Here is a 12,857-nt window from a genome sequence, read left to right as displayed (position 1 = left end):
CGTTAAATAATAAAAAATGTGCGGTTACACGTCGCACGCCCATAATTAAAGATCGCAAGTGTTGTGTAACACCGTAAATGCGATTCCGCAAGGCATAAAAAAATTAGCTTTCATTGATATTTCACAATGAAACGATACGCATCTTTGCGTTCTAATCGCCTGCATTCAGTGTGATACTGGTATCTGCCGAACGCAGCGTCATACATCCACTTTTAACTTAATTTAGGATTCACAAGATGACCACGATTGTAATTACTGCCAATGATGCCCTTGGTTTAGATGGTGAGATGGCGCTGCATTTTGGGCATTGCCCGTATTTTGTGATTGCTGAGGTTGATGCCGCGCATCAGATCACGGCAGCGCGGGTGCAGGCTAATCCGTATGCGGAACACCATCAGCCCGGGCAGATTCCTCAATATATCAAGTCGTTAGGAGCTGACGTGGTGTTGGCGGGCGGCATGGGTGGTAAGGCAATTGAATGGTTTGAACAGCTTGGCGTGACCGTCGCCAGCGGCGCTTATCCGACCGTTGCGGCGGCTTTGGCGGCGTATCTCGGCGGGCAACTGTCAGGGGTCACGGAATGTCAGCATGATCACGAGCACGATCATCATCATTAAATAGTAGCGGTTTTATTCGCGTTGGCGGTTAAAAAAAGTTGTCAGTTCAATCAGTTCAATCAGTTCAATCAATTCAATACTGTGATTACTTTCACTGCGCACTGATTAAACAAATTGCAACTTATTGTCACGCGCCAACTGCCCACTTTTTCAACTGCTAACGTACACACTCATTCACCCTCGGACGTTGCTTATGAATATCGTTGTCACCTCAACTGGTTCTGATTTTGATGCCGCTGTTGATCCTAAATTCGGGCGCTGTGCCTTTTTTGCGCTGGTCGATACCGACGCCAATACGTTGATCGCTACTCCGAATCCGTTTCAGGATGCCAGCGGCGGCGCGGGTACCCAAGCCGCGCAGTGGGTTTTGACGCAAGGTGCCACCGCGTTATTGACCGGACATTGCGGTCCGAAAGCAGCCGCCGTGTTGGAGCAGACCGACGTGTGCATCGTCACCGATACCACCGGCACCGTGCGCGAGGCAGTGGCAAAATTTATCTCTGAAATCAATGGTTAAACGCATGACCGCGCCGCTATCACCGCGCACCATCGCTATCGCCAGCGGCAAAGGTGGTACCGGCAAAACCACCGTTGCTATCAATTTGGCGCTGTCGGTGCCCAACGTGCAGTATTTGGATTGCGATGTGGAAGCGCCCAACGGGCATCTCTTTTTGCACCCCGCCATTCACACCCACCACGATGTGCGCGTCGCGCTGCCGCAGCTTGATGATGCGGTGTGTACCCGTTGCGGGTTGTGCGCTGATGCGTGTGAATTCAATGCGTTAGCCGTAACGCCACGCCGTGTCTTGGTATTTCCAGATTTATGTCATAGCTGCGGCGTGTGTACTTATGTCTGTCCGGTGGCGGGTGCTATCAGCGAAACCACGCGCAGCATCGGCACCGTCAGCAGCGGCACTGCCGCTATCACTACCGGCGGACAGCTACCGGTGGCGCAAGGACTGCTGAATATCGGCGAAAGTACGGCCGTGCCCGTCATCAAAATGGTGCGCCAACAGGCGCAACCGCCGTTCACCGTGCTGTTGGATGCGCCGCCCGGCACTGCGTGTCCGATGGTGGAAACGGTGCGCGGCGCGGATTTTTGCCTGCTCGTCACTGAGCCGACGCCCTTTGGTCTCAATGATTTAGAGCTGGCAGTTGGCGTGACGCGAGTGCTGGGAGTGCCCTGCGGCGTGGTGTTGAATCGCAGCGATCTGGGCGATGCCGGAGTGACGGATTATTGCCGCGAGCACGACATTCCGATCCTGTTAGACATTCCCTTCCAGCGCGAACTCGCCGAAGCCTATTCCAATGGCATCCCGTGGGTGGTTGCGCAACCGGCAGCGCGGGCACAATTTCAGGCGCTTTTTCACGCCATTCACGCGCAGATTGCAGCCGCTGAGAACAGGCCATGAAAGAATTAACCATCATCAGCGGTAAAGGCGGCACCGGCAAAACCACCGTCAGCGCCGCCTTTGCTGCCCTCGCCACCAATCGCGTGCTGGCGGATTGCGATGTGGATGCCGCCGATCTGCATTTGGTGCTGGAGCCAGTGTTGCGCTCCCGCCACGATTTCAGCGCCATGCGTACTCCGCGCATTGATCCAGAACGCTGTACCGGCTGCGGCGACTGCGCCAGCTATTGCCGCTTTGATGCCATCAGTCAGCACGGCACCACCTTTGTGGTGGACGGACTGGCGTGTGAACACTGCGGACTCTGTGCGCTGGTGTGCCCCACGTCAGCAATCGTCATGGAAGACACCGTCAGCGGTGAGTGGCTGATTTCTGATACGCCGCACGGCCCGTTAGTCCATGCGCGGCTGGGTATTGGCGAAGACAACAGCGGCAAATTAGTGACTTTGGTGCGGCGGGAAGCGCGGCGGTTAGCAGAACAAACCGGTGCGACTTTGCTTATCAATGATGGTCCGCCCGGCATCGGCTGTCCGGTCACAGCGGCACTCACGGGCGTCGATCAAGTGTTGGTGGTGACGGAACCGACGTTATCTGGCATTCACGATATGCAGCGCGTGGCCGCACTGTGCGCACATTTTCGGATTCCGTTAATGGTCTGCATCAATAAATACGATCTCAACCGCGCCAATTGCGCCCAATTACGCGCTTGGTGCGCCGCGCATGAGATTGAAGTCGTTGGAGAAATTCCCTTTGATCCCGCCGTCACGCGAGCATTGGTCGCCCGGCGCAGCATCATTGCGGTGGATTGCGGTGCCGTCACCGTCGCCGTGCGGCAGTTATGGGACAACGTGCTGGCGCGACTCACGGCAGCGTAACAATGGCGCGGGTGGTGGTCAGTTATCAGCCTGCGTGCTCAACACCGTCAGCGCCCCGGCATAATCAAACCGCTCAATCAACCGCAACAAGGTTCCAGTGGCATCACCGAGCGCAGCGTGTAATAGCGCCGATTCTTTAAGAATCAACTCGTTAGCCGCCATGTCGCCCTCCTCCAACAGCATCCGCAGTCGCGCCAGCACTGCCGCCATTCGCACCGGATCAACCGCCGCCGTCCGCCGTCGCGCAGCGGCCACCGTGTTGAAAATAGGCGCTGGCGGCGGTCGCGGCGCATCACCCGCTGCCGGAGTCACCGCCGGCTCCAGCGGCAGCCATTTGAGCAGCGTCGCATATAACTGATTCGGATCAATGGGTTTGGTGAGAAAGTCATTCATCCCCGCCGCCAAACACGCCAGCCGATCTTCTTCAAACGCATTCGCCGTCAACGCCACAATCGGACGCTCGCGCCAGCCCTCCAAGTTGCGAATCCGCCGCGTCGCCGTCAAACCGTCCAAACGCGGCATCCGCATATCCATCAGCAATAAATCAGGGCGCGTCTCATGCGCCCGCTCCACCGCTGCCAATCCATCATTGACCGTTTCAACCGTAATCCCCACCCGCCGCAACAGCTCCACTGCCACCTCACGGTTGATCGGATCATCTTCTGCCACCAACACCCGGCGACCGTGCTGGCGCTGCTGCAATTCCGTCTCCACCTCAGTTGCGGCGTGCGGCACCCGCATCGGCATCACGCCCGTGCCGGGCTTGAGCCACGCCGTCAGCCAAAACGTGCTGCCTTGCCCCAGCACACTCTCCACGCCAGTCTCACCGCCCATCAACTGCGCCAAGTGGCGCGTGATCGCCAAGCCCAAACCGGTGCCGCCAAACCGACGGGTGGTGCTGTCATCGGCCTGCGCAAACGCATTGAACAATTTGGGCATCACCTCCGGCGCAATTCCAATTCCGTTATCGCGCACCGCAAAACGCACCAGCAATTGTTCATCACGTTCTTCCAGCAACGTCGCCGACAACAGAATCGTGCCGCGCTCGCCGAATTTCAGCGCATTGCCAGCGTAATTGAGCAACGCTTGCCGCAAGCGCGTCGGATCGCCGCGCAGCCAATTTGGCACCCCGGCGCATTCAATGGCGATAATCAGCCCCTTGGCGCTGGCTCCCACGTCAATCAGCGATCGCACCGAATCCAGCACATCTGCCAGCGCGAAGTTGGTTTCCTCTAACTGCATTCGCCCCGCTTCAATTTTGGATAAATCCAACACGCCATTGATCAGCGCCAGCAGATGATGCGCGGCAGTTTCAATTTTGGTCAGCCGCCGTGCCTGTGGACCCTCCGCCAATTCCCGCCGCAGCAACTGCGCCAGCCCGATGATCGCGTTCATCGGCGTGCGAATTTCATGGCTCATATTGGCGAGAAAGGCACTTTTGGCGCGATTGGCCGCTTCTGCCTGCGCCGCCAATTCCTGCGCCTCCGCCATCGCTGTTGCCAACGCCTGATTGCTGGCACGTAACTGTTCCTCAGCATGACGGCGGGCGGTGATGTCTACCGAGATATTGCCGGAGCCGATCAAGTGTCCGGTTTCGTCATAGATGGGATATTTTTTGGTGAGGTAATACAGCGTCCGTCCATCGGCAGCGAGCACCGGTTCTTCGCGGATGATCGCAGCACCGGGCGGCAATTGTTGGGCGCGTAAATCATCCAACATGTAGGTGCGCACCGGCTCGCTGTCGGCGGCGACACCAAAAATCTCGGCGTCGGTTTTGCCGATCATCTCGATCTCGGTGGCATAACCAGCCGCCTTGGCATACGCCGGATTGGTAGCGATCACGCGCAGATTTAAGTCTTTCACCACGATGATTGAATCGCTGTGGCGAATGACTGCCGCCAGCGCCGCCATCTTCTGCGCGGTTTGCCAGTCGCTGCTGGCGCAAGAGGTGGCGGGCGGAGTGGTGGTCATGGCGCTTGTTGATAGCCGGGATTGAAACTTGATTTGCCACCGCTGCTCGCCAACGGTCGCCCGGCGCGAGCTTCGATGATCCGAAATGCCTCCCGCACCGCTTCCCGCAGTTCAGCGGTTTTCCACGGTTTGGGCAGAAATTTGAAAATGTCACCCTGATTAACAGAACGGGCGATGAACTGCGGATCAAGCGCCCCGGATAGCAAAATCCGCAGCGTGTGCGGATACATCGCGCTGATGCGGCGCAACAATTCCGCGCCATCCATCTCCGGCATGTCACCGTCTGAAACCACCACATCCACCTCGTGCAGCGCCAGCAGTTCCAATGCTCCCACCCCGCTCGTGGCCGGCAGCACCCGATAACCTTCGTGTGTGAATAACCGCTCCAGCACGAAGCGGATATGTGGATCATCGTCCACCAATAACAAGGTGCGCTGCGGCGTGAGCGCCTCATTCGGGAACACCAGCAGCCGCTCGCTGCGCAATAACACTTCAAAATCAGAAGCTGCCAACGGACGGCTGAAATAATAGCCCTGCATTTCGTCGCAATCGTGAGCGCGTAAAAACTGCAACTGCGCCTCGGTTTCCACGCCTTCCGCAATCGCGGCCAGATTCAGCCCGTGCGCCAAATTGATAATCGCGGTGATGATCGCGGCGCTGCTGGGGTCTTGCACGATGTCGCGGACGAACGATTGGTCAATTTTCAAACGATCAATTTGAAACTGGCGCAGATAACTCAGCGAAGAAAAGCCAGTGCCAAAATCATCAATTGACAGCGACACCGACAAGCCTTTGAGCCGTTTGGTCGCCTCAATAAACGTCTGCATATCGGTCATCGCCGCGCTTTCAGTCAGTTCCAACTCAAGGTATTCCGGTGCCAGCCGCGTCTCGCGCAATATCATGGCGGTCATTTCCACCACATCGCCGGCGACAAATTGCAGCGCCGATAAATTCACCGCGACCGTTACTGGCGGCAAACCGGCGTCCTGCCACGCCTGATTTTGCCGACACGCCTCACGCAGCACCCATTCGCCCAGCGCCCAAATCAGCCCGCATTCTTCCGCCAGCGGGATGAATTCTCCCGGCGAAATCCAGCCCCGACGCGGATGCGGCCACCGCGCCAGCGCTTCTGCGCCGATGATTTGTCCGTTGCGCAAATCAATTTGCGGCTGGTAATGCAGCGCCAAGCCGTTGTGTTTAATGGCGTCGCGCAATTCAGCTTCTAAATCCAAGCGTTCCAGCGCCAGCGCATTCATCTCCGGCGCATAAAAGCGGAACCCTTGCCCGCCGCTCACTTTGATTTTGGTCATCGCCGCAGTGGCGTTGCGCAACAGCGTTTCGCGGTTGTCACCATCGCGGGGAAAGGTGGCGATGCCGATGCTGACCGACAGCACGATTTCATGGGCATCAATCCACAGCGGCACCTGTACTGTTTCCAGAATCGGCTGGGCATAACGTCCCACCACGTCGCGTTCATCGCTCTTGGCAACCAAGATGAACTCGTCACCTTCCACTCGCGCCAAGGTGTCCGTCACCGCCAACAAGCTGATTAACCGATTGGCAACGGCGCGTAACGCTTGATCGCCCGCGCCGCGTCCCAAATGCGCGTTAATGCTTTTGAAACGATCCAAACTCAGCGTCAACACCGTCAGGGCGCTGTGGTCAGCGCGGCTGCGTTCCAAAGCCTGCGTGAGCCGGTCATACAGCAGATTGCGATTGGGCAAGCCGGTCAGCTCGTCAAAATTCGATTGGCGCTCAATCTGCTCCAGATAACTGTTGCGCTCGCTAATATCGCGCCACGCGATCACTGCGCCCTGTAAAACTCCGTTTTCAAACAACGGCATACAGGAATATTCAACCGGAATGCAGATGCCGTCGCGGCGATAAAAATGATCGGCGTAATTTTCCAACACGGTGCCGGTGCGCACGGCAGCGGCGAGATGACACTCATCGCCATTGCACATCTGCTGGACATCCTGCGGGTGATGCACGCGCTCATGGAACTTTTGCCCGATCAGCTCTTCGGGCTGATACCCCAGCATCGCGGCAGCGGCTGGATTCACAAAATCAATATCACCATGCAGGTCTAAGCCCTGAATGCCCTCGCCGGTGGAGTTCAAAATCATCTCCATGCGGTGCGTGAGGTGGGCTTGCGCCCGGGCGCTGGCATCCTGCACTTCCTGCACCTCGGCGACGCGCTGCGCGATTTCGCTTTCCAAAAAAGCGTTTTGGTCAAGCAACCAATTGCGCACCCGCTGCAATTCCAATTGGTTATGCACCCGCGCCAGCACAATGGAAGCGATCAGCGGTTTGGCGATGAAATCCGCCGCGCCCTGCTCCAAACACAGCGTTTCTGCCTCGGCGCTGTCCATCGCAGTCACAAAGATGACGGGAATATCGGCGGTGCGCGGATCAGCGCGGAGACGGGTGAGCACTTCGCGCCCGTCCATTTCCGGCATCATCAAATCCAACAGAATCAAATCAGGCTGCGGTTCCAGCAGAGCGTATTTGAGCGCCACTGCGCCAGAATTTGCTGCCCGCACCCGGTAACCGACCCCGCGCAGTAGTTCGCCTAAAATGGCAAGATTTTCAGGGACATCGTCAACGATTAACAGCGTTGCGGACATAACAGGGTTTCCTTACGGGTTGGGCATAGCGGCGAGCGGGTTGGCAACCGCAACACAAATCAACGTGGGTGCAATTGGCGCGTTATTTCAACCAACAAGCCCTGCGCGGCAGTTTCAATCAATTCCAATACTCGCTCAAAACCACGCGGGCCGCCGTAATACGGATCAGGCACCTCGCGCATCCCGCTGGTCGGAGCGAAATCCATGAATAACTGTAGCTTGGTCTCGTGACCGCTCGGGCACAGGTCGCGCAGCGCCTGATAGTTGTCCTCATCCATCGCCAAAATATAGTCGAATTGCGCGAAATCGTCGGCGCTCACCCGCCGCGCTCGCAACGGCTTGAGATTGACGCCATGCCGCGCTGCCGCTTCACAAGCGCGATGATCCGGCGATTCGCCCAGATGATAAGCGTGGGTGCCGGCGGAATCGACGCCGACGACGTGCGCCAAATCAGCATCATCCAGCAATTTACGAAACACGCCCTCAGCGGTCGGCGAGCGGCAGATGTTGCCCATGCACACAAACAGCACATTCAAGCGGAAAGTTGGTTTTGTCATTGGAGCGACCTGTTGTGAAAAGAAAGCTGGGTTATTGTGCCGCAAATCAATTCCTTCTGACAGAATTTAATCATCTGAAAAGCAAACCGCGCTATCTAAACTCAGCTTGAGTTTTACATCTTTCGCTATAAACGCACGCAACTACAAATCAAATCGTATTTATGTCAACACCGCATCCTAAATATCGCCAAGCACTTCATGGTGCGCTATTGGCATTTACGCAACAACCGCTGCAAACCGCAGCAACTGCATTATTCAACACCTTGGGTTATTTTAGCAATAAAACTGCTGAGTTTGGCAATAGCGCCGAAGAATTTCTCAATCATATCGAACGGCAGCGTCCAGAGTATCCGCCATTGAATCGTGCGCAACTGGCTGCCGCGCAGTGGTTATCCTGCGCGTTTTTATTTCAATTAACCGATGATGAGATTCCGCTGTTGGCTACATCAGCAAACGTGTTTAATAACGCGCAGCAGCTTTTGCCCAATGAAAGTGAATCCTTTGTTTTTTTAGCAGTTGATTTAAGCGGGGAAACGTGGTCGCGGACGCAATTTGCATTTATCACGCGGGAACTCAATCGCCGCTTTCCGATGCCCGCAATTGTCCTTTTTCGTCATGGTCAATTGCTATCTTTGGCGGTGATTGATCGGCGCGATTCCAAGCGTGATGTGATTCATGGCCGCATCACTTTAATTAAAGATATTTGCTGCCTAACACCACATCGCGCTCATCTGGATAGTTTATCAGCATTAAGGTTTAGCGCCTTAATTGGTGAACGCAAACAGCGTCCGGCACATTTCCGCGCTCTTTATGAGGCATGGATTGCCGCACTATCACTGCAAAAGTTCAATCAACGCTTTTATACGGAATTATCGTGGTGGTATTTTTGGACAATCAAGCAAGTGCGATTTCCACGCGGCGGCGGTGCCGAAGTTGCGCAACGCAACGCAATTGCGGTGATTCAGTTATTAACGCGCCTGATTTTTGTGTGGTTTATTAAAGAAAAGAAGTTAATTCCAGCGGAGTTATTTGATCCGGCGGCGCTAAAAACGCGCTTAAAAACTGATCCCGCCGCTGCTGGTGATGCTGGCAATTATTATTGTGCAATTCTACAAAATCTCTTTTTTGCGACTTTAACTATTGAGCGCGGCGCATTGCGCAAATGGGCGACAACCGGCAGCGGCATGAACGGTTATCGTTATAAACACTTATTTTGCGACGCACCAGCGGCGTTAGATTTATTTGCGCGTATTCCTTATTTGAATGGCGATTTATTTGAGTGTTTGGATACAGAATTGACGACACCAGATTTAGAAAATGGTTTTGCGTTGCAAGCAATTTTTCCGAATCGCGTATTTTTTAACGGCGCGGCAGATGTCGATTTGAATGCCGATCTCGGCACTAAAAATAAACGCTATAACGTGAACGGTTTATTTGACATCTTTGCGCGTTATCACTTCACGGTGGAAGAAAATATGCCGCTGGAGGAAGAAGTTGCGCTTGATCCAGAAATGCTCGGCAAGGTGTTTGAAAACTTATTAGCCAGTTATAATGCGGAAACCCAAACCACAGCGCGGAAACAATCCGGTTCTTTTTATACGCCGCGTGAGGTGGTTGATTATATGGTGGATGAAGCGTTGCTGCTTTATTTTGCGCAAGCGGTCGCAGTTGATGATCAAACTGCATTCAAACAGCAATTGCGCGAGCTGTTGGCTTATAGCAGTGATCGCAATCCTTTTACAGCGGAAACCACAGCGGCGCTCATTGCGGCAATTACGGCGCTGCGGATTCTTGATCCCGCTTGCGGTGCGGGCGCATTTCCAATGGGTGTCTTAAATAAATTGGTGCAGGTGTTGCGCAAACTTGATCCGAATAACGCGCAGTGGCGGACGGATTACACCCGTAAACTCTATCTTATCAATCATTGCATTCACGGGATTGATTTACAACCAATTGCAGTGCAAATCACCAAACTGCGCTTTTTTATGGCGTTGCTTGTGAGCCAGCAGGTTGATTTGACAGCCGATAATTTTGGCATCACTGCGCTGCCAAATTTAGAAACGAAACTGATCGCCGCCGATAGTTTAATACCGCTGGCAACGGCCACGCAATGGCTGCGCCAGATGAACGGCGGCTTTGATATTGTGATTGGCAATCCGCCGTATGTGCGCCAAGAAGCCATTAAACATCTGAAAGAATCATTTCAGAAAAATTATGATTGTTTTACCGGCACGGCGGATTTATATGTTTATTTCTTTGAACGCGCAGTGAAGTTATTAAAACCAGATGGCGTGTTGTCGTTTATCACTTCCAATAAATGGTATCGCGCCAAATATGGAACAAAATTGCGCCGGTGGCTCAATCAACACACGCGCTTGCAACAAGTGCTTGATTTTGGTGATGAAGCGGTGTTTACCGCCATCGCGTATCCAACCATCGTGATTGCAACGCGCCGTCCGGCAGAAGTGATAAAACCCGCTGCCGATGAACAAATACGGGTGTTGAATTGGGCGCAGCAAGCGCCAATTGAAACATTCCCGGCAGTGTTTGCGGCTGAGAGTTTTGAGGTCGCGCAAGCTGAATTGAAAGAGGAAGGCTGGCAATTAGAACCGCCGTTGCAACGACAATTATTGGCGCGAATCCAGCAAGCCGGAATGCCGCTCGGTCAATCTGTGCGCGGGCGTTTTTATTATGGTATTAAAACCGGATTGAATGCGGCATTTGTGATTGATGGCGCAACGCGGGTGCGTTTGATTGCGGCTGATCCCAATTCGGCAGAAGTGATTAAACCGTTTTTGCGCGGGCGCGATGTAAAACGCTGGCAAGTGATGCCGCAGGATTTATGGCTGATTTTTACGCGGCGACCGTTTCCAATAGAACACTATCCAGCAATTGCCGCACATCTGGAACAATTTAAGACGCAGTTAATGCCAAAACCAGATAATTGGCAAGGTGATTGGGCGGGCCGGGCGGCTGGTCGTTATGAATGGTTTGAACTGCAAACCAGTACTGCATATTGGGAAGAATTTGCGCAACCAAAAATCATCGTGCCTGCAATTACAAATACCGTGAATTATGCAGCCGATCTTAATGGTTTTTACAGCAATGATAAAACCAGCATTATTGTTGCAAGCGATTGGCGTTATTTACTGGCGGTGTTAAATTCTCGGCTGTCATGGTGGTGGAGTCAGCGACGATGTGCGAGTAAAGCGAACGGATTTTTTGAATTCAAACCAATGTATATCAGCCAGTTTCCTATTCCGGCGGCGCTAGATCAGCAAAAGTTAGTTTTAGAAATACTTGTCACTGCAATTTTGAATGCTGGTGAGTTACGCTTTGAGCAACTGATTAACGCGCTCGTTTATGAACTCTATTTTGCTGCTGATTTGCATAACGCCAACATTCATATCTTTGCTGCCTGTGAAAAGGCGCAGATCACGCAACTTGCGGCAATGGATAATGCCGCTATTCTTAAATATGCAGAACGCATCTTTGCTGCCGATCGTGCCATTGCCAAGCTGTTGGTTGCAGTGCAGAATTTACCGGTGGTACAATTGATTGAAGGCGAGAAATAAATAGTCGAACACTATAAAAAGCAATCATCACAACATGCCCGAATAAGTCAGAGGAAAAAGCGATGAGATTCGTGATTGCAATTGAACCGAGTACGACAACAACTGCTTTCGGAGTCGTTGTGCCAGATTTGCCCGGTTGCTTTTCGGCAGGTGATACGATTGATGAAGCATTGGATTTTGTATTAGAAGCAATAGATTTACATCTGGAAGGTATTATTGAAGACGGCGGCGAGATTCCATTGTCGAAACCAATTGCCGAACATCTCGCAAATCCTGATTTTGCAGGATGGATTTGGGCAATAGTAACAGTGGATGTTTCGCGGTTTGAAAAGCAGGAAGAAATCAATATCAGTTTACCCAATGATTTACTGTAATGTCAGAAACCGTATGATTATATTCCGCGACGCAGCTACCCGCTGTTTTTAGCACGAGAGGCTTTGCAGGTCGTCATCACGGACATTCACCAACGCGCTCTACATCCACACATAGCTAGGCACACAGAGGAGGACTGATGCTATGAACTTGAATTTACACAAAAATGCACGCACTACTCCCGCGATCCGGCGTGAATTGCAACACTCCACCAAATCTGAGCGTGAACTCGCACGGGAATATCATCTGAATCGAGCCACTGTGCGCAAATGGCGTCACCGCCAGACCACTGACGATGCGTCTCATTGTCCACATCATCTGCATACCACTTTGAAACCATTGGAAGAATTGATTGCAGTGGAGTTGCGCACAACGTTAGATTTGTACCCATCGTTGTAACAGATTGTTTTATAAGCATTATTGTCGATAACGCCTCCTACTTACAGTGCCATCACCAACGAGTATTGCAAAGCCTTGCTTTATAGGTAGTATTACACTCGATAAATTACATAAGCTATTTTGAGGTGAGCTATGATTTTTGAAAAATTCAAGAACCTAAACATCGATCGTACAACAAAAGCGATGATTGGAATGAGTCGAAAAAAGTTCGACGAGCTTGTGCCAGTTTTTATTGCTTCTTATCATGCTATACAAGAAGAACGCTTGAAAAATAAAGAAATTAAATGTTTGCCAAAAGGTGGTTTTCGTGGTGCGCTTGATACCCATAAAAAACAGTTATTTTTTCTTCTTTTTTATTTGAAAACATACCCTACATTTGATGTTATTGGATTCCTTTTTGATCTCAGTGCGGGGCACGCTCACGATGCTGTTAAAACACATATGCCTATCCTAAA

Annotated in this window: 10 protein-coding genes; 7 read left to right on the top strand and 3 right to left on the bottom strand. The window is 52.7% G+C overall.

Annotation, left to right across the window (positions count from 1 at the left end; translation table 11 throughout):
* The first annotated feature begins 236 nt into the window (after positions 1 to 236).
* The 4 genes from CKO12_RS09360 to CKO12_RS09345 all read left to right on the top strand — a co-directional run bounded on the left by CKO12_RS09360 (position 237) and on the right by CKO12_RS09345 (position 2,901).
* Positions 237 to 617 carry a NifB/NifX family molybdenum-iron cluster-binding protein gene (locus CKO12_RS09360; RefSeq protein WP_200154480.1) on the top strand — a complete coding sequence of 127 codons (381 nt, stop codon included), beginning with the start codon at positions 237 to 239 and terminating at the stop codon, positions 615 to 617.
* 193 nt (positions 618 to 810) lie between these two features.
* Positions 811 to 1,134 carry a NifB/NifX family molybdenum-iron cluster-binding protein gene (locus CKO12_RS09355; protein ID WP_200154479.1) on the top strand — a complete coding sequence of 108 codons (324 nt, stop codon included), beginning with the start codon at positions 811 to 813 and terminating at the stop codon, positions 1,132 to 1,134.
* A gap of 4 nt (positions 1,135 to 1,138) precedes the next feature.
* On the top strand, positions 1,139 to 2,029 hold the full coding sequence (locus CKO12_RS09350) for an ATP-binding protein (protein WP_200154478.1): 891 nt from the start codon (positions 1,139 to 1,141) through the stop codon (positions 2,027 to 2,029).
* The gene (locus tag CKO12_RS09345) at positions 2,026 to 2,901 is read left to right on the top strand and encodes an ATP-binding protein (RefSeq protein WP_200154477.1); all 876 of its coding nucleotides are present in this window, start codon (positions 2,026 to 2,028) and stop codon (positions 2,899 to 2,901) included. Before CKO12_RS09350 ends, CKO12_RS09345 begins: the two co-directional genes overlap by 4 nt.
* A gap of 18 nt (positions 2,902 to 2,919) precedes the next feature.
* Here CKO12_RS09345 and CKO12_RS09340 read toward each other — a convergent pair whose 3' ends face one another.
* From CKO12_RS09340 to CKO12_RS09330, 3 genes are read right to left on the bottom strand one after another with little or no spacing between them, the layout of a single operon-like run.
* Positions 2,920 to 4,872, bottom strand: coding sequence for a PAS domain-containing hybrid sensor histidine kinase/response regulator (locus CKO12_RS09340; RefSeq protein ID WP_200154476.1), 1,953 nt, complete (start codon positions 4,870 to 4,872; stop codon positions 2,920 to 2,922).
* Positions 4,869 to 7,499 (bottom strand): EAL domain-containing protein, encoded by a 2,631-nt coding sequence (locus CKO12_RS09335; protein ID WP_200154475.1) that lies wholly within the window; start codon positions 7,497 to 7,499, stop codon positions 4,869 to 4,871. Before CKO12_RS09335 ends, CKO12_RS09340 begins: the two co-directional genes overlap by 4 nt.
* A gap of 59 nt (positions 7,500 to 7,558) precedes the next feature.
* Entirely contained in the window at positions 7,559 to 8,056 is a 498-nt protein-coding gene (locus tag CKO12_RS09330) for a low molecular weight protein-tyrosine-phosphatase (RefSeq protein ID WP_200154474.1), read from the bottom strand.
* A 161-nt stretch (positions 8,057 to 8,217) separates the two neighbouring features.
* Here CKO12_RS09330 and CKO12_RS09325 point away from each other — a divergent pair, with 161 nt between their 5' ends.
* The 3 genes from CKO12_RS09325 to CKO12_RS09310 form a co-directional block, all read left to right on the top strand.
* Positions 8,218 to 11,631, top strand: coding sequence for an Eco57I restriction-modification methylase domain-containing protein (locus CKO12_RS09325; protein WP_200154473.1), 3,414 nt, complete (start codon positions 8,218 to 8,220; stop codon positions 11,629 to 11,631).
* A gap of 62 nt (positions 11,632 to 11,693) precedes the next feature.
* Positions 11,694 to 12,005: a type II toxin-antitoxin system HicB family antitoxin gene (locus tag CKO12_RS09320; protein WP_200154472.1), complete on the top strand. Its 312-nt coding sequence runs from the start codon at positions 11,694 to 11,696 to the stop codon at positions 12,003 to 12,005.
* 529 nt (positions 12,006 to 12,534) lie between these two features.
* A partial coding sequence (locus CKO12_RS09310) for a helix-turn-helix domain-containing protein (RefSeq protein WP_200154470.1) occupies positions 12,535 to 12,857 on the top strand: 323 nt, incomplete at its 3' end.

The organism is Chromatium okenii (genome assembly GCF_016583745.1).
GTDB lineage: Bacteria > Pseudomonadota > Gammaproteobacteria > Chromatiales > Chromatiaceae > Chromatium > Chromatium okenii.
Note: the sequence above shows the minus strand (reverse complement) of the source record. Positions and strands in the feature narration are given on the sequence as shown.